Source organism: Pallidibacillus thermolactis (genome assembly GCF_025660415.1).
GTDB lineage: Bacteria > Bacillota > Bacilli > Bacillales > Caldibacillaceae > Pallidibacillus > Pallidibacillus thermolactis.
Window position 1 is genome coordinate 49,186 of the sequence record NZ_JAOUSE010000008.1, and the last position, 22,590, is coordinate 71,775.

A 22,590-nucleotide genomic window follows, 5' to 3' on the forward strand; every position below is an offset into this window, starting at 1 on the left:
TATAAAAGTGACACAAATGTCACATTAGATAAAAAAATAAAATTCATCTTACAATACAAATCATATTTTACTCTTTTTTGATGAAAATACCAATGATTTTTTTAGAGAAATTTTAACAATCTTGATTCAACAATTGTATGGATGACAATTTTACCAAGTCTACTTTTTATTTATAGATTTGCCTTCTATAACTATATAAAACTAGTTTTCTGACTATACGAATCATCTCATTTTTTCATATACTACAATGTAAATCCAATAGGAAACTAAGCAAAAATAAAACTTCTTCTATAATATTTAGGAGGTTATACAATTGTCTATTAGGCCACATGGCGGCATTTTAATAAACCGGGAAAAGTTAGAAGCTGAACAAAACGCACTCTTAAAAAAAGCAAAAAACCTTAAAAAATTGAAGGTTTCCAAATGGACGATATCCGATCTGGAGATGATTGGAACAGGTGTCTTCAGCCCTTTGCAAGGATTTATGAATTCTAAAGATTACCTGTCCGTATTGTTAAAAGATCGTTTAAAAAATAACATCATTTGGCCCATTCCAATTACATTACCAGCTCATAAAAAAGAAATTGAATCATTCCAAATTGGCGACACCATTTCCTTAATTGGAGAAGATGGCGTTATCTATGGACTTATACATTTAGAAGAAATGTACACACCGAATAAGCTCCTTGAAGCTGAAAAAGTCTATAGAACCACCGATCCTACTCATCCCGGAGTCAAAAGGCTATATGAATGTGGGGAGATTTATCTTGCTGGCCCAATTATACTATTAAACAGACAAAACTATAACGAATTTCATTCTTATTATAAGACGCCTAAAGAAACACGTGAACTATTTAAAAAACTTGGTTGGAAAACGATTGTCGGATTTCAAACTCGCAATCCTGTCCACCGTGCCCACGAGTATATTCAAAAGTGTGCTCTCGAAATTGTTGACGGCTTATTGTTAAATCCTCTTGTGGGTGAAACAAAAGCAGATGACATTCCTGCTAACGTACGGATGCGAAGTTACGAAGTACTTTTAGAAAACTATTTTCCAAAAAATCGAACAAAACTTATTGTCTTTCCTGCTGCGATGCGCTATGCAGGGCCAAAAGAAGCGCTATTACATGCAATCGCCCGTAAAAATTATGGATGTACTCATTTTATTATTGGTCGTGATCATGCAGGAGTTGGAGATTTTTACGGCACATATGATGCTCAAAAATATGTGGAGCAATTTGAGGATGAACTTGGCATTCAAATATTAAAATTTGATCATGCATTTTACTGTAAAAAATGCGAAAACATGACCACAGAAAAAACTTGTCCTCACGAGCAAAGTTTCCACGTTCATTTAAGCGGGACAGAAGTTCGTAAAAAACTTCAGAACGGGGAGGAATTACCAAAGGAATTTACTCGACCTGAAGTTGCGAACGTGTTAATAAACGGAATGGGTTCATAACATGAAAGTTTAGGTGATTAAGTATGGGAAAACATATCTCTTGGCATGCGTCAAAAATTTCAAAAACAGATCGACATCAATTAAATCGACATAAAAGTGCCGTCCTTTGGTTTACGGGCTTATCGGGATCAGGCAAGTCAACGATTTCAGTTGAATTGGAGAAGGAACTATTTCAGTTAGGCATTCATGTCTACCGTTTAGATGGAGACAATTTACGCCATGGGTTAAATGCGAACCTTGGATTTAGTCCTGCAGATCGAAAAGAAAATATCCGCCGAATTGGAGAGGTTGCAAGGTTAATGGTTGATGCCGGTTTACTTACTTTAGCTGCAACGATATCACCATTCCGAGAAGATCGTGAGCAAATTAGAAAATTGTTTGATGAAGGCGAGTTTATCGAAGTCTTTGTTAAAGCAAGGGTCGAAGTATGTAAGGCAAGGGATCCAAAAGGGCTTTATCGAAAAGCAGAAATGGGTAAAATCAAAAACTTTACAGGAATTGACGCCCCTTACGAAGAACCAAAATCACCAGAAATTGTCATTGATACAGAAAAACTAACAATAACAGAGTCAGTACAAGTGATTTTAGACTACTTAAAACAAAATGGTTATTTACAATACCCTTAATAAATTTAAGAAACACCTCTTTATATATTTTTCAAAATAGAGGTGTTTTTTTATTAAACTAGAATACTAGTCTAGATATCATCAGCATATTTAACTTTTCTAATATAAACTTCCTTCTTCGAAACAATCCACTACCTAAGGAGCACAATGGGACCCATTGTGCCCAAAAAATTAATATTTACTTCTCTGTACACGAATCAAACCATCAACAATATCCCAGATTAAGGCGATCGGAAAAAAAATCGTTAGAAACAATGTAATTCCATACCAGATATTTTTTACTGTCACATATGTTTCACTTCCCTCAATTAATAGTCCATTTTCAACAAGAGCCTTCATAAATTCTGGGTTCCAAATATCCGGAAGCGAAATGAATATTAACAATCCAATGATTGATAAAACATTTACAACAGCAGTAATAATCACTAATTTAATTGTCCATTTGCCAAAAACCAATTTTAATGCTTCCTTAATAATTCCAACACCAAAAATGAGTAAAATAAAGATAAGCTGATAACCGTAAAAATTAGGATTAAAAAAAGGAATAACAGCTTTGAAATGACCATCTTCAAATAGCCAAATACCTAAAAACTTACTAGAACAGAGAGCAATTAAAATCATATAACAGATAATCCCAGTAATCACTTCCCCCTTTTTAATGCGGCCCTTTGGATGAGGAATCTCAGGTAAATCTGCAGGATGCCAACGATCTCCCCTATCAACTTGTTTCTTTTTTATTCCATCTGGAATGAGAATTTCAACAAGTGCAAAGGAAAGGACAATCCATCCTACCGCCATTGGGACTACCGTTACAATATCAAGAATAAAATGAATAAAAGCATCTAAAATTTCTGGTGGATATAAAATCATCTTAATAATAAATCCTGTACCCATGATCACAAAAACAGAAATCAATGTGACTTTCAAAACAATGACAAATGGATCAAATAATGTCGGTCCAATGAAATACTTTTTATCATCGCGGTACTTTAATGCTAACTCCCTTGGATCTCCAAGTTCCAAAAGTACATCTTCTATATGTTGATTAGTGATCTGATCTCCTTGCGCTTTTTCTTCCAACATATCATCGATTAATCCACGTAATTCTTTTCCAATTTCTTCGCGCGCTTTTGAAGGTAATTTTTGCGTAACTGCATGTATATATCTATCGACTAGTTCCATTTTCCTCCCCCTCACCATTGTTAAGTAAATTTTCCATACTCATTACCATTTTTTTCCATTCAATGACCAATTGTTCAAACACCTTTTCTCCCGTTTTACTTAATAAATAATATTTTCGTGGCCTTGTCTCATTCGTATCCCATTTACTTTCTAATAGCCCTTGTTTTTCTAATCGTCTTAATAACGGGTATAAGGTATTTGCTTCTACGGGAAAATCTTTCTCCTCTAGGCTAGTAACTAATGAATAACCGTATTGTGGTTCTTTAAGCTGACTAAGTACAGCAATTGTCAATGTCCCTCGTTTTAATTCGTGATTTAACTTCTCTAAATGTTCTTTTATCTCACTCAATTTTGCTCTCCTCCCGACCTTCATTATAGTGTATGATATACAGTATTGTAAAGTTCCAATTATTATATTTTATAAATTACATGCTTCAAAAGATATTAGAAGAACTAACAATTAACGCTTTACGGCTTAAAAACATAGAATAAAATAGTCTGTGATTCATGAGGAGGAGAAAATATGTCGTACCACGATCCCTATCTCACCTATTCTTACCAACCGTTTCATTGGGGTACGCCATACTCATTCGTGTGGCCAAATACACAATACTTCAATATGCCGATGTGTCCGTGCTATCGTCAACAAAATTCTTTCCCACCAGTTGATACGAAAGGATTCGAACAATCAGCAAAACGGTTTCAAGAATTAATGAAAGAAGTCACTTTATTTATAAACAGCATTATTCAATCTACTGAATATGCTTACCAATTAATGGATGCCGCCCAAAAATCAGATCAAGTAAGAGTCGAACAATTGATAAAATCAGCTGGCATTAGCATAAAATATAAAGTTTCATTTACACCGTCAGCAATCCAAATTACATTCGATAACTCAACTGATAACTTTTCATGTTGCAGCATGTTGGTCGTGTTACGATGGTAGAAGAGAAAAAAGGTTGTAAGGCCATGTGCGACTTACAACCTTTTTCATTGTGATATTTGAAAACTGATAGACATCTTAAAATAGGTCTTTTTTCAAACAGATGAATATATAATGTAATGACTTAAAAAGGTGGGGATGATATGCAAGTTCAATATAACTATTTAGACCGAAAATTTGTGAAATATGTAACGGAGGATTTTTCCATTCAACAGGCAAAAAAATTTTTACAAGATACTGGATTTCGCTGTGTACCGATTTTAGATAAAACCGAAAAGAAATTTTTAGGGAATGTCTATGAAATTGATACATTTAAATATGACGGCTCTTTTGAGGATTCTGTTATAAATATTGCGGAGGATGTAGATGCCACCGTTCGTGAAGATGAATCTTTCTTCCGCGTATTTTTTTCAATCAAAAAATATCCTTATTTGGCAGTTGTAAATGCAGAAGGAGAATTTACTGGCATTCTCCCCCATTCAAAAGTGATGGAAATATTTGAAGATGCCCTCGGTGTTCATACAAAGGGACATATGCTAACCATCGGTGTATATGATTTTGATCATACATTAAAAAAATTGACAAGTATTATTAGTAAGTACTCTCCCATTCAATCCTTGATTACACTACACAGCGACCAATTTGTTAGACAAATTGTTATTACGGTACCGAAAGAAGTACAACATAGTACTTTAGAAAAAATACATGAAGAACTTACGAAAGCTAATTTTCGTATCGTACACATGGACCGACTTTCATAATCCAACTAATGAGGCTATCTTATGACAAAAAGGTAGCCTTTTTTGAAGAAAACAATCTATAAAACTTTGCCTATTCCCTTTTTATTGGTAGTATATGTATTAATGAGCTTACATTGCATTGGAAAGGATGAATGAGATGGATGCGCCACTTTATTATGAACTAAAAAAACCATCGAATCTTGATCCCGGTAAAAAGTACCCTGTTCTTTTCATGTTACATGGGATGGGCAGCAATGAAAAAGACTTACCTCCTCTTGTTGAAGGCTTTGAAAACGAAATGTTTATTTTTAGTCTTCGGGGACCGATTATCCAACCACCAGGCTACGCCTTTTTTACTTTCCAAAACTTCGGCTCACCCGACCGCGATACGTTTGATCATGCATTGCGTACTTTAGAAGCCTTTATTACCTATGCTGAACAACATTATCCGATTGACGCCGAAAATATTTTCTTAATGGGATTTAGCCAAGGTTCCATCGTCTCCATGTCCTTTGCGATTCAAAACTTTGGTCGCATAAAAGGTGTAATCGCATTAAGTGGTTATATCCCAACTTTTGTAAAAGAAGAAAATAAAACAAAAAATCTTGAAAAACTTAACATCTTCATTTCTCATGGAATGCAGGACCCTGTTCTGCCTTACGCTTTCGCATTAGAGAGTAAAAACTTCCTCGAAAAAACAAAAGCAAATTTTTCATTTAAAAGTTACCAAGCAGGACATTTTGTAACTGAAGAGAATTACAACGACCTCCGCACTTGGTTAAAAGAGCAATTAAACACAGAATGACGGGAAAATCCCGTCATTTTTTTACCATCATGAATCCTTTTCTGTTACAGTTAAAGTATAGAAAATTTTTGGAGTGATTAGAATGTGGTTGGTTGCCCTTATCCTTTCCGTTGCACTTATCAGTTTCCTCGTGACTTTCACGATTACGAATCGAATTCAATCCCGTCATATTGAATTGGAAGAAATGAATACTCTATATATTTGTGATACATGCGGCAAATTTCATCGGCGTTATCAGGAAGAATTACAACAACTTATTGATCCGAAGTATAAATCGTACTTAACTTGTCCGAACTGTTACAGCTCCACTCGAATTTATACTGATCCAGAATTTAGCTGGATGAAAACGAACCCTGAATGCCCTGAACTAGATAAACACGATTTAAAAAAAGTAAAAAAAGCGATGAAAAAAACGAAACAACTCCTGTTAGAAGATCAAAGCATTGATCAATTTCTGCACTATTATAAACTCCATAACAATAAAAATAGCGATGATAATATTCTTAAATAGTTTTATTGGTAATTTTTCTACAAAACAGAGATAATAAACACGAAAGGAAAATGATTATTTTTTGAATGGAGTGTCCATATGTTACCAAAACATCAACTCGATCGAATTAATGCACTGGCAAAAAAAGCAAAAACGGAAGGACTCACCCTTGCAGAACAAAAGGAACAAATTGAGTTAAGAAAAAAATATATTGAAAACTTCCGCTTTGGCATGCGCAATACAATAGAAGGTTTAAAGATTGTCGATGATCAGAATAATGATGTAACACCTGAAAAATTAAAACAAATTCAACAAGAAAAAGGCTTGCACAATCGATAAATGTTCGAATTACAAAAGGAGCTCTTTAACAAGCTCCTTTTCCCTCACTGACTAATGGCAGGTGTTAACACATCAACTTCTCCAACAACTTTTCGCTCTTTCAATTTTTCATAGAACAATTCCTTTTTAATCCTTTCAGCAAAATGACTTGTAACATATTCTTTTACAAACAAGTCTCTTTTTAATGTGTCTTCCTCCTTTCGAAACCAACCTACTTTTCGAAACCGTTCACTTTCCGGCTGTGAAGTCCAAAGTAATATTGCCTCTTTTTCTAGTTGATATTCAACACGCCTTTTTAAAACCATTTCTTGAAACCGCCGTTCCCGCTCCTCTTCATGATTTCCTTGTTCTGGCAATCGTTCAATTAAGGATTCATACGATTGTATAATATGAGACAATTGTGCTGATGCTACTTCTTCGTATGTTGTTTTAATCTCCTTGATAATCTCCTTTTTCAATCCACTTAAATCGATTTGTTGTAGTAAGTTTTCAGAAACATGGAGATACAGTTCCTTATTGTCTAACTTTGTTTCCTCTTGAAAAGGAACCGGTCGCACTTCAAACTTTTCTTTTATTTCATTAAAAATAACTGTTAGAGGAGCTTTTTCATTACGCCTTTGTTTTATATAAATACCAATTTCTAAATCAAGTTCATCGTAAATTTTTTCACCCGTTTCATCGATGCGATTTACATAATGGATGTGCGCATTTTCTAATTTATTGAACCAAGTCGACACCGTTTTCCGATTTAATTTTAAGTCGTTTACTGCATATTGTATTTGCTCTGTAAAATCACTTATTTTCCAACTCAACATTTGCACCTCCCTTTCGAAATCTAACCAATGTCTATTATTCTTCATCTTATTTTGTAAACTTCGACAAAGCAATAAAATTACCTTTTAAAACTGTTCGACAACTACTTACAACTGCTGTGTGTCTTTTGTCAATTCCTTTTTATTCATGTAGAAATGAGAAAATCCTTGTCAGTTTTTCCTAAATTTATATGTTCGTAAAAGCAACATACTAAACTGACAATCTTTAATTATGGTAAAATCTCATTACGCATATTAAAATGAAATTAAATTTTTCGTGAAAGTAGGCGATAAAATGGAGACACAAACGGCTACAAATCAAGTTACCGCGAAAAGTGGATTTTATCCTAGAGCATTGTATACGTATAGTGGTACCCATTTTTTAAATGATCTTGTGACAACCGGAATGGTTCCAGCGTTAGTTGTTATGTATAAGGATGCTTTTGCCTTAAGCTATACGGAATCTACGTTAATCGTATTAATTTCCTATCTAACCTCTGCTATTTCTCAACCGATCTTCGGTATGATGTCTGATCGTAAGCCTAGAGTTTGGTTTTTCTCTGCAGGTCTATTTTTATCTGTTACAGGATTAGCGCTAACCGCCATTGCCCCTAATTTATTTTGGCTTTTAATTTTCATTGCCATCTCTGGCCTAGGTTCAGGCATCTTCCACCCAGAGGCATCAAGGGGTACCCATTTTGCATCAGGAAAGAAAAAAGGTTTAGCTCAATCGATTTTCCAAGTTGGTGGGAATGCGGGGCAAGCCTTTGGACCACTGATGATTCCCTTATTTCTCGTTTATACGGGGATTGACGGATTAATATGGCTCTTACCTATCGCTTTTTTATCCTTATTTTTAACTGTACCTTTACTGAAATGGATGAAGACCAGTGTTCAAAATTATCAAGGGAAGAAAAATGAATTACCCGGGGAAAATCATGTTTGGGGATCCATATTACTCATTGTTGTCATTTTATTACGATCCTGGTGTCAAGTTGGTGTCGTTATTTTCCTTCCGTTTTATTTAAGTCATTTAACATTGCAACAATCGGAACTATTAAACTTTATATTTGTCGGTGCTGGTGCACTTGGTACATTTTTCGGTGGTGTTTTAGCTGACAAAATTGGTATGAAACGATTAATGGTAGGCTCCATGATGCTGGCTACCCCTTTTGCATTACTATTACCTTATGTTGATGGATGGCTTACTGTTATCATGTTATTATTTTTTGGTTTTAACGTCCTCTCTTCCTTTTCCGTTAGTGTCATATATATGCAAATGTTATTACCAAAAAATTTAGCACTAGCATCCGGCCTTTCCATCGGCTTTGGTATCGGTGCTGGTGGGATTGGATCTGTATTATTAGGAGGAATTTCTGATATCATCGGTGTTACTACTGTATTTACAATATTATCCATATTGCCTTTGATAGGTGCAATTCTTGCCATCTTTTTACCGAATGAAAAGAAACTAGGTTTTTAATTTCGTGAGCAAATGTCGCTTCTAACATTGCTCACCTTTTTTATTTGTCAAGAAATGACGAATAAAGTATCACCATCTTAAAATAAAAAAGAAGGCAAAAAATCTCCCTTCATGTATATGTTCATGGAAATATTCGTTTAGGAACTACAATTCAACCTCGATTTAAACCGCTTCTATGTAGAACAAATGCTTCAGATCATACTTGATCCTTCATTTTAGTCACAAATCGTATGAACAAGCTTTTCTATAATATGATCATATCGAGTACTCAAAAATTCACCTATATTTCGAATCCCTACCTTTTACCCATTGACTGTACTATTTGTATTAGTGTACTATTTAAATAGAACACTAATACAAAATAAAGGTGGCGTCATTATGAATTCATTTCTTGGATTAATTAAAAAAGAAATGATCGTTTCAAAAAATTGGATATTAACGTGGCTTATTACTTTGACACTCATTTTAACCTCGTTTCTTATCTTAGCTTTAAGAAACGACACTCATGCTGGGATTATTTATTACATTATACTCATAGCGTTTTTTGGGATGCATTTTTTCTTTATCCCACTATCCATGTATAGTTTTTTACACGTTGAAGGAAAAACAATGTTATGGCTATACAACCCGAATAGCAGTAACAAATTACTTTTAGCAAAATTATTGGTATCAACCATTTATCTAGTTATATCCATTGTTGTAATCGGCATTTTTACTTTAATTTCCTTGGCGATGTTCGGAAAACCTAATTTAGAGACATCTTTTTCCCCTAGTTTGGTCTTTTATGGTATCGCTTATTTTTTCATATCTTCCCTTAGTGTTGCTATCTTAGTTACATTTCTTTGGACGGTGTACCATTCATTAAGTAAATTTCCTAGATTGAAAAGAGTCAGATGGCTTGCCGTCATTCTTGTATTTATCGGCTTAAACTTGATTGATTATTTTTTATTTGAACACACACAATTAATTAAAAATCATTTTTTTAATATTACTTTTGAAATGAATAGTCAAATTTACTTTGAAATTGAAGGAGAAAAGTTCAACGTTGATTCTATACCGTTTCATGTAGGAACCGAACTTTATCATCTAATAAAAACTGTTCTCCTTTACATTATTTCTTGTGTGTTGCTTGATAAGAAAGTTGAGGTGTAAGCACCATTGGCAAGAGACTTTGAAACATCGAAACCAATTTATTTACAAATTGCAGATTTCATCTTCCAACAAATTATTCGTGAAGAACTGAAACCAGGTGAAAAACTGCCCTCCGTACGAGAAATGGCGGTTGAAATGGGTGTCAATCCGAATACAATCCAAAGAACTTATAGTGAAATGGAAAGGATGGGTGTTGTGGAAACAAGGCGAGGGCAGGGTACCTTTGTAGTTGAAAATTCAGAGATTGTCACAGAACTTAAACATACATTCCAACAGGAAGTGATCAGTTCATTTGTAAATAAAATGAGAGACCTCGGTTTTTCAAATGAAGAAATGGTGGCTAGTCTGAAAATTTTTTTAGAAAGAGGTGAAGACAAATGACCGTTCAATTAAACAATGTGACGAAAAAATATGGCCAAGAGTTCGCCCTTAAAAATGTTTCCTTTACCTTTACGAAAGGAAAAATTTACGGCTTGCTCGGACCAAACGGTAGTGGAAAATCAACAACATTAAAGTTAATAACCGGTCTCATCTATCCTACAAAAGGTACGGTTAAAGTCAAAGAAGAAAAGGTCACAAGAAAGGTTTGCCAAAATGTTGCATATTTAACAGAATTAGATCATTTCTATCATTCTTTTACGATTAAACAAATAATCGACTTTTATCATTCGCAATTTTCCGACTTTCGTTTAGAAAAAGCAAAGCAACTTTTACAAGATATGCAATTAGATGAGAGGAAAAAAATTCGCAAACTTTCAAAGGGGAATCGCGGTCGATTAAAACTTGTCCTAACTTTAGCAAGAAATGCACCTGTGATATTGCTTGATGAACCTTTCTCAGGTTTGGACGCCCTCGTTCGCGACTCTATCGTTAAAAGTTTACTTACTTATATAAATTTTGAAGAACAAATTGTCATTATAGCCACCCATGAAATTGATGAAATCGAGCCTTTATTAGACGAAGTTATAGCCGTTTATCAAGGACACTATATTGATCATCAAAATGTAGAAAAATTAAGGGAAGAACAGGGAATATCCATTTTACAATGGTTCAAATCGACAATCAAAAATTGGGAGAGTGAAAATCTTGAAACCAATCATTGAGTTAAGAAACGTTTCTAAAAAGATTCGGAACAAACAAATTATTGATAATCTTAGTTTTAAAGTAATGGCGGGGGAAGTGCTAGGATTTCTTGGACCAAACGGCGCCGGGAAAACAACCACCATACGGATGATAACAGGGCTAATGAAAGTTTCAAGCGGAGAGATCATTATAAACGGAACCAATCTTAAACAAGATTTTGAAAAGGCGATATCTCAAATTGGCGCAATCGTTGAAAACCCGGAACTATATAAATTTCTTACCGGCTACGAAAATTTAATGCAAGCAGCAAGATTGTACAAAGGCGTTACAAAAGAAAAAATTAACCAAGTTGTAGAAATGGTTGGTCTAAAAGATCACATTCATAATAAAGTTAAAACTTATTCCCTTGGCATGAGACAACGATTAGGAATAGCACTTTGTTTATTACATGACCCTAAAGTTCTTATTTTAGATGAACCAACAAATGGTCTAGATCCTGCCGGTATAAAAGAGATCCGTCATTATTTACGAAAACTAGCTCACGAAAATAATTTGGCGATCCTTGTTTCGAGTCATCTATTATCCGAAATGGAAATGATGTGTGACCGTATTGCAATCATCCAAAACGGAAAACTAGTAAACATACAAAGGGTAAAAGAAGAAGAAGTGAAAACGAGACCGTATTTTATTCAAGTAGATAAAATCACTTCTGCTTTAAATATATTACAAGATGCCGGATATGAAGCTAATCCTCATGAACATGGTATTGAAGTTTATTTAGAGAAAAAACAAGTTCCCGAAATCATTCAACAGTTTGTACAACAAAATATTTTAATATATGAAGTTAAAGTTATTTCAAAATCATTAGAAGATCGATTTCTTGAAATCACTAACGATAAGGCGGTGACAAGTCATGCTTAATTTAGTAAAAAATGAATCGGTTAAACTATTAAAAAGGCCGAGCACATATATTATGATCGCATTAATTGTAGTCGGGACCATTTTGTTTGGTTTTCTAACACAATGGCTTCATTCAAATTCAAAGAATGACTCGAATAACGATTGGAAACAAGGATTACAACAAGATATTGAACTTTATGAACAAGAATATGAAAATACCAATGAAGAATGGTATAAGAATTGGATGGAAAGTCAAATCGCTATTAATCAATATCGAATTGAAAATGATATCCCACCAAGCTATGTTGATTATTCAATGTGGTCTTTTATTGACGAATCTTCTTTAATGATTACGTTTGTTGGTCTTTTTGTCATCATCATTGCATCTGGAATTGTGGCTAATGAATATTCCAGGGGAACGATTAAAATGTTATTAGTAAAGCCATATAAGCGTTGGAAAATTTTATTATCAAAATATATAACTGTCATCCTTAGTCTTCTTTTTTTGCTCGCGATATTATTTATTACAGCAGCAATTACAGGAGCACTATTCTTTGGGCTTGGTGACACGAATGCTGTTTATTTAACTTATGAAAATGGGCAAGTAATCGAACAAAGCTTATTACTCTATTTAATTAAATTATATGTACTAAGTTCTGTAAGTACGTTACTACTAGCAACAATGGCTTTCATGATTTCTGCTGTATTCCGAACAAGCGGACTAGCAGTCGGTATTTCCATTTTCTTATTACTAGTAGGACCAATCATCACTTCAAATCTTGCCAATCACTTTGAATGGACGAAATATACGTTATTTGCTAATACTGACTTAATGCAATATCTTGAGGGTACGGTGTTAATGGATGGAATGACGTTAGAATTTTCTCTTGTTATACTTGCTATTCATTTAATCCTATTTTTAGCAATATCCTTTTATCTTTTCAATAAAAGAGATGTTAGTGCTTAACATTTCTATATTGAAAAGAAGAGAATTGGATATACTTCTATTAAGAATAGGATTATAGGAGAGATATCCAGTGACAACAATTGAAGGCAAAATATTTTCAGGATGCTTTGATGAAGAAGCAAAAATTTTTACTTTGCAAAAAGTCAAACATGTTTATACCGAAACATTAATGAAACAAAATCAACTTCAAGAATTGTATACGTATTTAAGTCGTTCAACAAATGAGGATGGCCAGGTGATTTCTTTATATGACCAATTACTTGTTCCTTTGTCAAAGGAAGAAATAAACCAACTATTAAATGATATTGATGAAATCTTATCTACATTTCATTAAGAAATCTGCACGGTCTTTCGTGCAGATTTCTTTGTATCACTTTAAAAGTAACTGATAATACTCAACATCAAGCCACTGACCAAATTTATAACCTACTTCTTTTATTCGACCTGCAAATTTAAAGCCAAATTTTTTATGAAGTCGCACACTTGCTTCGTTGCCACTCGTAATCACAGCAATGATTGTCCGGAACCCATTTTGTTTCGCTCGTTCTATGATTTCTTCCATTAACGCTTTCCCGATGCCTTTTCCTTGGCTTTCAGGGGAAGTATAGATAGAAATCTCGGCCGACTGACTATAGGCTTTTTTTCTTTTAAAAGGACTTAAACAACTAAAACCAACCACTTCCCCATCCATCTCGGCAACAATGACCGGATACTTCTCATTATGATTATCAAACCAATTTTGTCTATCTTCCAATGTTTCTTCTTCCGTATCAAAGGTTGCTGTTAAATGAACAATGGCATAATTATATATATTTAATATGTTAGGTAAATCCTCCAAAACGGCATCTCGAATTACAACCATTTTCTTTTCCTCCCAAATAATATAAACATAGTTTAATACAAAAATGTTTTGGAAGGAATAGTGAATCAAAAAAGAATTCTTCAAGTACCTTTACCATATATTTTCACTTATTTTTCCATTTTTCATATAGTCCATTAACAACTTCGACCACAGTTTATATCCGCGATCGTTTGGATGAATTTCATCAGCCAAATACTCTGTAAGACTTCCGTTTTCATTATCGATATATTCGTTCATCCTTTCGTAAATATTTAAATAATCATATCCTTTTTCACGAACATACTTTTCACTTTGTTCAAGATAATCTTGATAATAGAACCCAATTTTATTTTTTTTCATCGATAAAATAGGATTTGGCGATATAACGATCAATTTTGCATCCGGTAGTTCCTTTGTAATTTTATTTAGTAAAATGTCAATATATTTAATCGTATGTTCCATTGTAGTGGCTTGCCGATAATTATTGATGACAGATGTTTCAAATATAATAAGATCAGGCTGTTGTTTAGATAGTTCAGTGATGACTCCCTTAGCTAATAAGTCTTGGGCTTTAAATCTGGAAAAACCTAAATTAATTAATTTTATATTTCGAATTCCTTCTCTGTGAAGGGCATATAACAATTGTGTCGGCCAGTTATTTTCAAGAATGGATGCACCGCTTCCTTTTGTAACACTACTACCGATAACTGCAATCACTACTTTATCTTTCCTTTGCGATAAATCGAATAAATACTCTAAATAATAATTAGAATGATGACGCTTTTTTTCCACTTGATTTGCCCTTACATACTCATGATTGAAAAAATCCTTCATTTGCAAACCTACGAAAATGAAAAAAACAAATACAAATAAAACAATGAAATGGTTACAAATTCTTTTCATAGCCATCCTCTTCATTTTAATAATATATGGAAAAATTTACTGATTGTTTATGTTTTAAGAACTCGATCATTTAAAGAATCGTATTCTACACATCAATTAACATTAGTCATTATATTTCATGAAACCAACTCATGTTACAGGAAAAACACCTTGTAAACGCAATCATATTTCTTTACATTAAATATTATTTTTAGATAAAATATTTTTGGGTTTTCTTTAATAAAACATTATCCTTCTATATCTTTCGTTGTTATTTTCTTAAATACAATATAACGTTGACAAAAATAATTTAATATCGAATAAAGTACACTTCCAACCATAATAGCAATTTCACTTTTATATTCTTTAACTACGTTCATATCATTCAAACAATAATTTGTTAAATCAAGGCCAACTCTATAAGCAATGACATAACAAATGAATAATACAATAACAAATCGCAGAAATCCGCGAACGACAGGTACATTACTTTGAAAAGTAAAATTTTTGTTTAAGATAAAGCTTATTACAGCTCCAACACCATTACCGCTTAGGGTAGACATCCAATAGTTCCAAGCAAAAAGATCAAAACAAATAAACATAATGGAAAGACCAATACATGTATTTATAACACCAACAAATATAAATTTAACAAACGTAAAATGCATCATCTTTTTTCACCTGTCTATCACTTGCTGATTTTTCCTTCATTTTTGCCGTAAGACGATGACATTAAACGTAATTTGATAAAAAAAATTCCTCCAAACATATGGAGGAAAAAGGATACCGATGATTATTTATTCACGATTTCATTGGTCATCGAACTTTTTTCAGAAACAAACGTTTTGCTAGTAATCCAAAATATAGCAATCGCAACTAACGCAGGTATGAACCATCCTAACCCTTCACTATACAGTGGAAGAACATCTGTTAAAAAGTTTATTGTGGATTGTAACCATACAGGGTTATCCACTCCGATGGAAGAAAATAGTGTCGTTAATCCATCGATAATAGCGAAAAAGAAAGTTACAGCAATCGTACCTGCATACACAATTCTAGAATGTTGAAAAAGTGGAGAAATAAACGTTAGTAACATTAATACAATAGTTAATGGATATAAAAACATGAGCACTGGTATAGAAAATGTAATAATGTTTGTTAAACCAAAGTTCGCGATAATAAATGAAATTAAGGTAAAAAATACAACTAACGTTTTATAGCTGAATTTAGGTAATAATTTATTGAAATACTCAGCACAAGAAGCAATTAGTCCAGTACTGGTTGTTAAACAAGCTAAGAACATAATGATTGCTAAAAAGGCATTTCCAATTGCTCCTAAATAATAGCCTGTTACACTACTTAAGACGGGCCCACCATTTTCAAAATAACCAAATTCGTTTACACTGATTCCCCCCATAAAGGCAATTCCAACATATACAACCCCTAAAAGAATGGCAGCAACTATTCCTGATTTTGATGTGGCAACAAGAATCCCCTTTTCACTTTTTATTCCTAATGACTTAACCGCTTGAATCACGATAATCGCAAACACTAATGATGCTAAAGCATCCATTGTATTGTAACCTTCTAGAAAACCAGTTGTAAATGCACCTGTTGCATAACTGCCTTGAGGTGCACTAAATGAACTAATCGGATTAATTAATGCTAACACGATAAGAACAAGTAATAAAAAAACAAGTGCTGGTGATAAAACTTTTCCAATCCGATCAACAATCTTATTTGGATTCAATGCTAGCCATAAAGTTAAAACAAAGAATACAAGTGAAAATAAAAATAAGCCAAATTGTGGATTCATTCCACCTAATAATGGTGCGATACTTGTTTCATATGGTACAGTAGCCGTCCTTGGAATCGCGAAAAATGGTCCAATCGTTAAATATAGTAAACTAGTAAAAAATATACCATAGACTGGATGCACGCGGCTTGACAATTCCTGTAAATTATTAGAACCGGAATAACCGATGGCAATTACCCCAAGTAAAGGTAGTCCAACGCCTGTTACTAAAAATCCGATTATTGCTGGCCAAAATTCAGCCCCTGCTTGTTGACCTAATTGAGCCGGGAAGATTAAGTTTCCAGCCCCAAAAAATAGAGCAAACAACATAAACCCAATGGCAATATACTGTGAAACTGAAGCTTTTTGGTTTGCCATAAAGAATACCTCCTGGAATTGTTTAAATGTTCCAAAAAATTATTATAGAAAAATTATTAAATTATTTATATCACAGTAAAGCAAAAAAGTCTACCGCTTTTTGAAGGAAATTGTAATTTTTTGTCGATTTAGATTTGTTTTTATTTTATTGGAATGAATTTAATTTATTGAAAATTAATTATATTTACAAAACACATTATATATAATAAGTAAAAAAAATCAACTATTTTTTCTCACTTCTTTTACTTTTTTGCATTTTTTTGTAAAATATTGTTAAAATCGGTTGTTTAGAGTACCATAATATAGGTACTATTTTAGAAAATATTCGAAGTGGAGTTGAAGTCATAATGGATAAAGTACTTGTCTTTGGGCATAAAAATCCAGATACCGATACAATTTGTTCGGCAATTGCTTATGCTGAATTAAAAAGAGAATTAGGCTTGAACGCCGAAGCTGTCAGACTTGGCGAAGTAAACAGTGAAACCCAATATGCATTAGATTATTTTAACGTTGATGCACCACGTCTCGTACAAAAAGTAACCGAAGAAACGAACACCGTCATCCTTGTAGATCATAACGAACGCGGACAAAGTGCCGATGATATCGAAAAAGCAAAAGTAATTGAAGTGATCGATCATCACCGTATTGCCAATTTCGAAACAGCAGATCCTCTATATTACCGTGCAGAACCAGTTGGGTGTACCGCAACCATTTTAAACAAATTGTACAAAGAAAACAATGTTGAAATAAAAAAAGAAATAGCTGGTCTAATGTTGTCAGCAATCATATCAGATTCTCTATTATTCAAATCGCCTACTTGTACGGAAGAAGATGTACAAGCTGCAAAAGAATTGGCAGAAATTGCAAATGTTGATATTGAAACATATGGTATGGCCATGTTAAAAGCCGGTGCTGACATTTCCTCTAAAACAGCAGAAGAATTAATTACAATGGATGCAAAGCCGTATGATATTGCTGGACATAAAGTCATGATTGCCCAAGTGAATACAGTAGATCCGCAAGATGTGCTGGCTCGACAACCGGAAATTGAAGCGGCAATTCAGAGTTCCATTGATGAAAAAGGCTTAGACTTATTCTTGTTTGTTATTACAGATATATTAAATAGTCATTCAGTTGGACTTGCTCTAGGAAGTCAAGCTGCAATTGTTGAGAAAGCTTATGATGTAAAATTAGAGAACAATACTGCACTACTTGAAGGTGTTGTTTCTCGTAAAAAACAAGTCGTACCAATTTTAACAGAAGCATTTGAAAAATAAAATGGCAATAATAAATGGGCTGCCTTTCAAAGCAGCCCATAAAATATGTAAAGAGCAAATAAGACGTTTAGCCAGTTAAAAGCATAGTTCTGAATTTGGTTTAAACACTTGTGCACGCATTTGATATTTCAAATCTTTTTCACGATTGTTTTTTAATATGCGTCCAACCGTCTTCTTGATCAATTTTCCCTTCTTTCATAAGTCTACCTAATGCTCTTTTAAACGCCCCCTTACTCATTGCAAATCTTTTTTCAATATCTTCTGGTTGACTTTTATCTGTATATGGCATGCGGCCACCCCGTTCTTGTAAATACATAAAGATCTTTTCTGCATCTTCAGCGATCGATTCATACCCTCTCTTTAATAAAGAGACGTTAATTGTACCATCCTCTTTAACATCAATTACTCTTCCTGAAACTTCATCACCTAAATGTGGTTCTGTTTTCCGTTGACTATGATGTATAAACCCTCGATAACCTTCTTCTGTTATAATAAATGATCCTGAGTACAACGTCCGATACACATACCCTCGCACATTTTGATTAAAAACACTTCGGTCTGCTTTTTTAAATTGTTTTTCCATAACCGTTTCTGTTGCTAATTTACCGAGGAGACGGCCATTTTTATCTGTTTTTAATGTAATATAAAGACGACCACCAACAACTGGCCAAACTTCCCTTAATTTTGGTAAGTCATCTTTATAGATTAAAATATCTTTACTAATGCCAATGTTTACAAAAACACCTAAACTTTCCTTAACTTCTACTACTTTACACCAACCATATGTCCCTATTTGCACAACAGGTATTGCCATTGTTGCAGCTAACCGCCCTAACTTTTCCAGATACAAGAACACACGTACATCTTCTTCTAGTTGCAATTTACCCTTTTGTTCACTTTTATGTAATAAAACTTCCTCTGTTCCATTCGTTAAAAAATATCCAAAATCGACTTCCCGTGCTACCTTAAGGTTAGCAACTGTACCCGGTTTTAACTGACTCATTTAAGTTCCCTCTTTCCTCTTCCATTTCAATTACATATTGTGTTTTATTTCACTAGATTATTCGATTTTAACAATGTTTGGTAAAAAATAACAGTAATATTCATTTGAATGACTAATATATTTATTATTTAAATCGTATTCCATACGATTGATTATAGAATATATGTTCGTGTATAATGTAAATAGGAATATACGTTCGATTTTAGGAGGTTTTTTTATGAGGTCATTATTGGTAAAGAGCGCCGTCGAGCAAAAACCGATTGAAATTATCTATGAATCAAAAACAGGAACGATCACTCAACGTTGTATTACAATAAAAAAATTAAATCAGAAAAAGTTACTCGCCTACTGTCATACAAAAAAACAATATCGATCGTTTAATATTGAACAAATATTAGCTGCACAACCAATAAAGAAAATCTATACGACATCAGCTTAATAAATCCTTTTTATTATATGTTATGTGAAAATATTTCGAATTTTTTCCAAAACCAAGCTTTCTGCTCCCTATTTTTTTATTCAATATGTTAAGATAAATATTGTATATGTTTACAAAATGCGGGGGGCCATCGAATGAACAAAGGAAAAGTTGATGAATTCAAGTTATATAGTCAACAGCTTCAAGAAGAGCTAAATATACTTGTCTATTTTCCTCCCGAGTATACACCATTTCATGAATACCCAATCTGCATTGCACAAGATGGTAAAGATTATTTCCAATTAGGAAGAATTGCCAGAACATTAGATGAATTGAATTACAACTTAGAAATTGAGCCATTCCTATTTTTCGGCATTCCTTATCAATCCGTAACAGACAGAAGAAAGAAATATCATCCTGATGGATCTAAACATAAGCAATATCTTCTATTTCTAACAAACGAATTTCTACCATTTGTCGAGAAAACTTTTCCAGTACAAAAAAATGCATTTTCTCGAGCGCTAGCAGGAGATTCTCTTGCAGGTACTGCTTCATTAATGGGTGCACTTTATAGCCCAAAAATATTTGGTAAAGCGATTTTGCATTCCCCACTTGTAGATGATATAGTTTTGCAAAACGTTCAACAATTTTCCGAATGGGAATTACTCAATATTTACCATGTGATTGGGAAACAAGAAACAGAAGTCAAAATGACCGATGGAAAAATTGCTGATTTTTTAACTTCGAATAGAAAATTACATGAACGATTAAAAGGAACAATGGCCACATATTTTTATGATGAAATTGAAGGAAATCATACATGGAAGTATTGGCAAAAAGACCTAAAAAGGGCTTTCAAAAAGTTGTTCCCGCTATAAGTCACAGTTTTTCAGTCAAAATTCATAAAGGAGGTTTTTTCATGAAAGTTGGCGTTGTGATCTATCCATCAAAAAAATTACAAGACTTTGCTAATTCCTATCGAAAAAGATATGATCCTTATTATGCTTTAATCCCACCACATATCACATTAAAAGCAAAATTTGAATCATCTGATAACGAAATTGCCGAAATCTCGAACCATTTAGAAGAAATTGCTCGTAATCATCAACCATTTTCAATTACAACGAAAAAGATCAGTACATTTCATCCTGTAAATAATGTTGTATATTTAAAAATAGAACCATCTTCAGAACTAGAAAAATTATATGGCGATATTAATTCACTTGCCTACGGAAATCCACCGGAATATGCTTTTGTACCCCACATTACTTTAGGACAAGAGCTTTCAGATGGAGAACACACCGATGTCTATAGTCAACTTCGACTTTTAAAATTAGATTTCACAGAAGAAATTGATCGTTTTCATCTGGTTTATCAATTAGATAATGGTGTTTGGAACGTTTACGAAACATTCTTACTCGGGGAAAAATAACTTTAAGTATTAAACTCGCAATCGGTAATAACCGGTTGCTTTTACTTTTTCAAACAACACCTTCAAACTCTAATATCAACTTTTCTCCCCTTTAATTGACTCTTTTTTAGATAATGCTCATATTGAACTAGATGGTTTAGTTTCATTATTTTATGTATCTTCGTAACCCTTTTATTTTTATTTTGAATAACTTTATCTATTTGTTTTTGGTATACGGAATGATCAATAGGAAAAATTGAAAACATTAATCCCCCTCCCTGTTCATATTATCAAAAAAATCAGAATAGTTACAAACGTTTTTACAAAAAGGGCAAGCCAATAAGTCATTTGAGGGAAGTTGGCGTGGCATGGGAACAGCAAAAGCTTTTGTGCCAAAAGTAGTAAGCACCATCCACACAAAGTCGAAGACCCCGAAACGGTTACGGCTTTGTCACTGGATGTACGTACGCCAACGTCCCTTTCATGTTCCACAATATCAGATTTTCTGAAGAACCTGTTCTTACCCTCCAGTTTAATGTGTTCGTTCGTTATTTTTTCTTATTCATCATGTTGGCAATTGTATTAAAATCTAATTTTTTACCATCATGAATAATGGTATCTACAATTTTGTCTTCTAATTCTTTAGGCACATTTCTTCCAGCAATACGCGCCACTTGTTGGACAACCTCACGTACTGTTTTTTCATCCTGTAAATTTGCATACTGTAAAGAATTGGCTAACTGAAAAATGTCATTCATGTTAACGCCCGTTTTTTTTTCTAATCCTTTAAAGAAATTTGGATCCATTCGATCTATTACGCCTCCTTTTTGAAACTACTTTATACTATGCAGAAATTGCTTTAGGGTTCATAAGTTTATATGTATATAAAGGAAAAGGACAGGTTTATACCTGCCCTCCTCATGATTTTAATTATAGAAACTTGCACCGACAATGATTAACAGAATAAATAATACGACGATTAACACGAATGTACTACCGCCGCCATAGCCATAGCCACCGTAGCCATAGCCACCATAGCCACTATAGCCACCATAGCTACAACCGCAGCTTCCAAAGCCCCAGCCCATATTTTTCACCTCACTTATTGTTCTTACAATCCTAGAATATGTAAATAGACGATAAAATGTATAGGCGCATTTAAAATAATTAATCTTTTTAACTAAAAAGGACTTGCTTAACGCAAGTCCTTTCATTTATTCTTTCCTAACGATTGCTCCCTTTTATCCTTTTGCCTTAAAGATTAATGCGCCTATAAATGCAAAAATAATGGCGGCCGAAATACCGGCACTGGTAACTTCAAACATCCCAGTAATAACGCCTATAAGTCCATGCTTTTCAGCTTCTTGCATGGCGCCATGAACGAGAGCATTACCAAAACTTGTAATCGGTACCGATGCTCCTGCCCCTGCAAAATCTAATAACGGTTCATACAATCCTATACCATCTAATATTGCTCCACATACGACCAAAATGCTTAATGCCTGCCCAGGGTTCATTTTGAACACATCAAATAATAACTGACCGATCACACAGATAAGTCCACCTATGACAAATGCCCAAAAAAACATCGCTAACATCTG

At 33.6% G+C, this 22,590-nt stretch carries 30 protein-coding genes; 18 read left to right on the forward strand and 12 right to left on the reverse strand.

Annotation, left to right across the window (positions count from 1 at the left end):
- Positions 1 to 313 precede the first annotated feature (313 nt).
- A complete protein-coding gene (gene sat / locus OEV82_RS04840) occupies positions 314 to 1,462 on the forward strand; it encodes a sulfate adenylyltransferase (protein ID WP_263061206.1) in 1,149 nt (382 codons plus the stop codon).
- Positions 1,463 to 1,485: 23 nt separating this feature from the next.
- Positions 1,486 to 2,088, forward strand: coding sequence for an adenylyl-sulfate kinase (cysC, locus tag OEV82_RS04845; RefSeq protein WP_173657778.1), 603 nt, complete (start codon positions 1,486 to 1,488; stop codon positions 2,086 to 2,088).
- A 171-nt stretch (positions 2,089 to 2,259) separates the two neighbouring features.
- Here cysC and OEV82_RS04850 read toward each other — a convergent pair whose 3' ends face one another.
- Positions 2,260 to 3,270, reverse strand: a complete 1,011-nt coding sequence (locus OEV82_RS04850) for an HAAS signaling domain-containing protein (protein WP_263061207.1) — start codon at positions 3,268 to 3,270, stop codon at positions 2,260 to 2,262.
- Positions 3,254 to 3,619 carry a PadR family transcriptional regulator gene (locus OEV82_RS04855; protein WP_263061208.1) on the reverse strand — a complete coding sequence of 122 codons (366 nt, stop codon included), beginning with the start codon at positions 3,617 to 3,619 and terminating at the stop codon, positions 3,254 to 3,256. The genes OEV82_RS04850 and OEV82_RS04855 overlap by 17 nt, the downstream gene beginning before the upstream one ends.
- Positions 3,620 to 3,793: 174 nt before the next feature.
- On the opposite strand from OEV82_RS04855, the gene OEV82_RS04860 reads away from it, so the two are divergent.
- The 5 genes from OEV82_RS04860 to OEV82_RS04880 all read left to right on the forward strand — a co-directional run bounded on the left by OEV82_RS04860 (position 3,794) and on the right by OEV82_RS04880 (position 6,587).
- A complete protein-coding gene (locus tag OEV82_RS04860; protein ID WP_263061209.1) occupies positions 3,794 to 4,216 on the forward strand; it encodes a hypothetical protein in 423 nt (140 codons plus the stop codon).
- 140 nt (positions 4,217 to 4,356) lie between these two features.
- Positions 4,357 to 4,974, forward strand: a complete 618-nt coding sequence (gene cbpA, locus OEV82_RS04865) for a cyclic di-AMP binding protein CbpA (protein ID WP_173657774.1) — start codon at positions 4,357 to 4,359, stop codon at positions 4,972 to 4,974.
- A gap of 136 nt (positions 4,975 to 5,110) precedes the next feature.
- Positions 5,111 to 5,758 carry an alpha/beta hydrolase gene (locus tag OEV82_RS04870; protein ID WP_173657773.1) on the forward strand — a complete coding sequence of 216 codons (648 nt, stop codon included), beginning with the start codon at positions 5,111 to 5,113 and terminating at the stop codon, positions 5,756 to 5,758.
- Between the two features lie 82 nt (positions 5,759 to 5,840).
- Entirely contained in the window at positions 5,841 to 6,269 is a 429-nt protein-coding gene (locus tag OEV82_RS04875; RefSeq protein WP_263061211.1) for a hypothetical protein, read from the forward strand.
- 78 nt (positions 6,270 to 6,347) lie between these two features.
- Positions 6,348 to 6,587 (forward strand): DUF896 domain-containing protein, encoded by a 240-nt coding sequence (locus OEV82_RS04880; RefSeq protein WP_173657771.1) that lies wholly within the window; start codon positions 6,348 to 6,350, stop codon positions 6,585 to 6,587.
- Between the two features lie 44 nt (positions 6,588 to 6,631).
- Here the strand turns inward: OEV82_RS04880 and OEV82_RS04885 are convergent, their stop codons facing one another.
- Entirely contained in the window at positions 6,632 to 7,399 is a 768-nt protein-coding gene (locus OEV82_RS04885; protein WP_173657770.1) for a hypothetical protein, read from the reverse strand.
- Between the two features lie 295 nt (positions 7,400 to 7,694).
- Here OEV82_RS04885 and OEV82_RS04890 point away from each other — a divergent pair, with 295 nt between their 5' ends.
- The 7 genes from OEV82_RS04890 (at position 7,695) to OEV82_RS04920 (ending at position 13,318) form a co-directional block, all read left to right on the forward strand.
- The gene (locus OEV82_RS04890) at positions 7,695 to 8,882 is read left to right on the forward strand and encodes an MFS transporter (RefSeq protein ID WP_263061212.1); all 1,188 of its coding nucleotides are present in this window, start codon (positions 7,695 to 7,697) and stop codon (positions 8,880 to 8,882) included.
- A gap of 378 nt (positions 8,883 to 9,260) precedes the next feature.
- A complete protein-coding gene (locus OEV82_RS04895) occupies positions 9,261 to 10,034 on the forward strand; it encodes a hypothetical protein (RefSeq protein WP_173657788.1) in 774 nt (257 codons plus the stop codon).
- A 6-nt stretch (positions 10,035 to 10,040) separates the two neighbouring features.
- On the forward strand, positions 10,041 to 10,415 hold the full coding sequence (locus OEV82_RS04900; RefSeq protein ID WP_173657787.1) for a GntR family transcriptional regulator: 375 nt from the start codon (positions 10,041 to 10,043) through the stop codon (positions 10,413 to 10,415).
- Positions 10,412 to 11,137: an ABC transporter ATP-binding protein gene (locus OEV82_RS04905; protein WP_173657786.1), complete on the forward strand. Its 726-nt coding sequence runs from the start codon at positions 10,412 to 10,414 to the stop codon at positions 11,135 to 11,137. Before OEV82_RS04900 ends, OEV82_RS04905 begins: the two co-directional genes overlap by 4 nt.
- The gene (locus tag OEV82_RS04910) at positions 11,121 to 12,038 is read left to right on the forward strand and encodes an ABC transporter ATP-binding protein (protein WP_173657785.1); all 918 of its coding nucleotides are present in this window, start codon (positions 11,121 to 11,123) and stop codon (positions 12,036 to 12,038) included. The genes OEV82_RS04905 and OEV82_RS04910 overlap by 17 nt, the downstream gene beginning before the upstream one ends.
- Complete coding sequence (locus tag OEV82_RS04915) at positions 12,031 to 12,984, forward strand: ABC transporter permease (protein WP_173657784.1); 954 nt, start codon at positions 12,031 to 12,033, stop codon at positions 12,982 to 12,984. Before OEV82_RS04910 ends, OEV82_RS04915 begins: the two co-directional genes overlap by 8 nt.
- A gap of 70 nt (positions 12,985 to 13,054) precedes the next feature.
- The gene (locus OEV82_RS04920) at positions 13,055 to 13,318 is read left to right on the forward strand and encodes a hypothetical protein (RefSeq protein ID WP_263061213.1); all 264 of its coding nucleotides are present in this window, start codon (positions 13,055 to 13,057) and stop codon (positions 13,316 to 13,318) included.
- Between the two features lie 36 nt (positions 13,319 to 13,354).
- Here the strand turns inward: OEV82_RS04920 and OEV82_RS04925 are convergent, their stop codons facing one another.
- The 4 genes from OEV82_RS04925 to brnQ all read right to left on the reverse strand — a co-directional run bounded on the left by OEV82_RS04925 (position 13,355) and on the right by brnQ (position 16,880).
- Positions 13,355 to 13,846: a GNAT family N-acetyltransferase gene (locus tag OEV82_RS04925; protein WP_263061214.1), complete on the reverse strand. Its 492-nt coding sequence runs from the start codon at positions 13,844 to 13,846 to the stop codon at positions 13,355 to 13,357.
- Between the two features lie 90 nt (positions 13,847 to 13,936).
- A complete protein-coding gene (locus tag OEV82_RS04930; RefSeq protein ID WP_173661048.1) occupies positions 13,937 to 14,659 on the reverse strand; it encodes an SGNH/GDSL hydrolase family protein in 723 nt (240 codons plus the stop codon).
- A gap of 296 nt (positions 14,660 to 14,955) precedes the next feature.
- Entirely contained in the window at positions 14,956 to 15,378 is a 423-nt protein-coding gene (locus tag OEV82_RS04935) for a GtrA family protein (protein ID WP_263061215.1), read from the reverse strand.
- A 122-nt stretch (positions 15,379 to 15,500) separates the two neighbouring features.
- Positions 15,501 to 16,880, reverse strand: coding sequence for a branched-chain amino acid transport system II carrier protein (brnQ, locus tag OEV82_RS04940; RefSeq protein WP_263061216.1), 1,380 nt, complete (start codon positions 16,878 to 16,880; stop codon positions 15,501 to 15,503).
- Positions 16,881 to 17,227: 347 nt separating this feature from the next.
- On the opposite strand from brnQ, the gene OEV82_RS04945 reads away from it, so the two are divergent.
- The gene (locus OEV82_RS04945) at positions 17,228 to 18,157 is read left to right on the forward strand and encodes a manganese-dependent inorganic pyrophosphatase (RefSeq protein ID WP_263061217.1); all 930 of its coding nucleotides are present in this window, start codon (positions 17,228 to 17,230) and stop codon (positions 18,155 to 18,157) included.
- 139 nt (positions 18,158 to 18,296) lie between these two features.
- Here the strand turns inward: OEV82_RS04945 and OEV82_RS04950 are convergent, their stop codons facing one another.
- Positions 18,297 to 19,160 (reverse strand): CvfB family protein, encoded by an 864-nt coding sequence (locus OEV82_RS04950; protein WP_263061218.1) that lies wholly within the window; start codon positions 19,158 to 19,160, stop codon positions 18,297 to 18,299.
- Between the two features lie 217 nt (positions 19,161 to 19,377).
- Here OEV82_RS04950 and OEV82_RS04955 point away from each other — a divergent pair, with 217 nt between their 5' ends.
- The 3 genes from OEV82_RS04955 to OEV82_RS04965 all read left to right on the forward strand — a co-directional run bounded on the left by OEV82_RS04955 (position 19,378) and on the right by OEV82_RS04965 (position 21,010).
- Positions 19,378 to 19,599: a hypothetical protein gene (locus tag OEV82_RS04955; RefSeq protein ID WP_263061219.1), complete on the forward strand. Its 222-nt coding sequence runs from the start codon at positions 19,378 to 19,380 to the stop codon at positions 19,597 to 19,599.
- 134 nt (positions 19,600 to 19,733) lie between these two features.
- Positions 19,734 to 20,456 (forward strand): alpha/beta hydrolase, encoded by a 723-nt coding sequence (locus tag OEV82_RS04960; protein ID WP_263061220.1) that lies wholly within the window; start codon positions 19,734 to 19,736, stop codon positions 20,454 to 20,456.
- Between the two features lie 41 nt (positions 20,457 to 20,497).
- The gene (locus tag OEV82_RS04965; RefSeq protein WP_173658561.1) at positions 20,498 to 21,010 is read left to right on the forward strand and encodes a 2'-5' RNA ligase family protein; all 513 of its coding nucleotides are present in this window, start codon (positions 20,498 to 20,500) and stop codon (positions 21,008 to 21,010) included.
- A gap of 62 nt (positions 21,011 to 21,072) precedes the next feature.
- On the opposite strand, the gene OEV82_RS04970 is transcribed toward OEV82_RS04965, so the two are convergent.
- The 4 genes from OEV82_RS04970 to spoVAE form a co-directional block, all read right to left on the reverse strand.
- A complete protein-coding gene (locus tag OEV82_RS04970) occupies positions 21,073 to 21,255 on the reverse strand; it encodes a hypothetical protein (protein ID WP_263061221.1) in 183 nt (60 codons plus the stop codon).
- 282 nt (positions 21,256 to 21,537) lie between these two features.
- Positions 21,538 to 21,795: a stage VI sporulation protein F gene (locus OEV82_RS04975; protein ID WP_173658562.1), complete on the reverse strand. Its 258-nt coding sequence runs from the start codon at positions 21,793 to 21,795 to the stop codon at positions 21,538 to 21,540.
- A 120-nt stretch (positions 21,796 to 21,915) separates the two neighbouring features.
- Positions 21,916 to 22,077, reverse strand: coding sequence for a YjcZ family sporulation protein (locus OEV82_RS04980; RefSeq protein ID WP_263061226.1), 162 nt, complete (start codon positions 22,075 to 22,077; stop codon positions 21,916 to 21,918).
- Between the two features lie 153 nt (positions 22,078 to 22,230).
- Positions 22,231 to 22,587, reverse strand: coding sequence for a stage V sporulation protein AE (gene spoVAE / locus OEV82_RS04985; protein ID WP_173657985.1), 357 nt, complete (start codon positions 22,585 to 22,587; stop codon positions 22,231 to 22,233).
- Between the last annotated feature and the right edge of the window lie 3 nt (positions 22,588 to 22,590).

Coding starts and splice junctions, on each gene's coding strand:
- spoVAE (WP_173657985.1), bottom strand. CDS start 22,587: ATGTTAGCGATGTTTTTTTGGGCATTTGTCATAGGTGGACTTATCTGT.
- OEV82_RS04935 (WP_263061215.1), bottom strand. CDS start 15,378: ATGATGCATTTTACGTTTGTTAAATTTATATTTGTTGGTGTTATAAAT.
- OEV82_RS04905 (WP_173657786.1), top strand. CDS start 10,412: ATGACCGTTCAATTAAACAATGTGACGAAAAAATATGGCCAAGAGTTC.
- OEV82_RS04945 (WP_263061217.1), top strand. CDS start 17,228: ATGGATAAAGTACTTGTCTTTGGGCATAAAAATCCAGATACCGATACA.
- OEV82_RS04925 (WP_263061214.1), bottom strand. CDS start 13,846: ATGGTTGTAATTCGAGATGCCGTTTTGGAGGATTTACCTAACATATTA.
- OEV82_RS04850 (WP_263061207.1), bottom strand. CDS start 3,270: ATGGAACTAGTCGATAGATATATACATGCAGTTACGCAAAAATTACCT.
- OEV82_RS04975 (WP_173658562.1), bottom strand. CDS start 21,795: ATGGATCCAAATTTCTTTAAAGGATTAGAAAAAAAAACGGGCGTTAAC.
- OEV82_RS04860 (WP_263061209.1), top strand. CDS start 3,794: ATGTCGTACCACGATCCCTATCTCACCTATTCTTACCAACCGTTTCAT.
- brnQ (WP_263061216.1), bottom strand. CDS start 16,880: ATGGCAAACCAAAAAGCTTCAGTTTCACAGTATATTGCCATTGGGTTT.
- OEV82_RS04965 (WP_173658561.1), top strand. CDS start 20,498: ATGAAAGTTGGCGTTGTGATCTATCCATCAAAAAAATTACAAGACTTT.
- OEV82_RS04960 (WP_263061220.1), top strand. CDS start 19,734: ATGAACAAAGGAAAAGTTGATGAATTCAAGTTATATAGTCAACAGCTT.
- OEV82_RS04875 (WP_263061211.1), top strand. CDS start 5,841: ATGTGGTTGGTTGCCCTTATCCTTTCCGTTGCACTTATCAGTTTCCTC.
- OEV82_RS04880 (WP_173657771.1), top strand. CDS start 6,348: ATGTTACCAAAACATCAACTCGATCGAATTAATGCACTGGCAAAAAAA.
- OEV82_RS04950 (WP_263061218.1), bottom strand. CDS start 19,160: ATGAGTCAGTTAAAACCGGGTACAGTTGCTAACCTTAAGGTAGCACGG.
- OEV82_RS04980 (WP_263061226.1), bottom strand. CDS start 22,077: ATGGGCTGGGGCTTTGGAAGCTGCGGTTGTAGCTATGGTGGCTATAGT.
- OEV82_RS04895 (WP_173657788.1), top strand. CDS start 9,261: ATGAATTCATTTCTTGGATTAATTAAAAAAGAAATGATCGTTTCAAAA.
- cysC (WP_173657778.1), top strand. CDS start 1,486: ATGGGAAAACATATCTCTTGGCATGCGTCAAAAATTTCAAAAACAGAT.
- OEV82_RS04915 (WP_173657784.1), top strand. CDS start 12,031: ATGCTTAATTTAGTAAAAAATGAATCGGTTAAACTATTAAAAAGGCCG.
- OEV82_RS04930 (WP_173661048.1), bottom strand. CDS start 14,659: ATGAAGGATTTTTTCAATCATGAGTATGTAAGGGCAAATCAAGTGGAA.
- cbpA (WP_173657774.1), top strand. CDS start 4,357: ATGCAAGTTCAATATAACTATTTAGACCGAAAATTTGTGAAATATGTA.
- OEV82_RS04970 (WP_263061221.1), bottom strand. CDS start 21,255: ATGTTTTCAATTTTTCCTATTGATCATTCCGTATACCAAAAACAAATA.
- OEV82_RS04870 (WP_173657773.1), top strand. CDS start 5,111: ATGGATGCGCCACTTTATTATGAACTAAAAAAACCATCGAATCTTGAT.
- OEV82_RS04955 (WP_263061219.1), top strand. CDS start 19,378: ATGAGGTCATTATTGGTAAAGAGCGCCGTCGAGCAAAAACCGATTGAA.
- OEV82_RS04890 (WP_263061212.1), top strand. CDS start 7,695: ATGGAGACACAAACGGCTACAAATCAAGTTACCGCGAAAAGTGGATTT.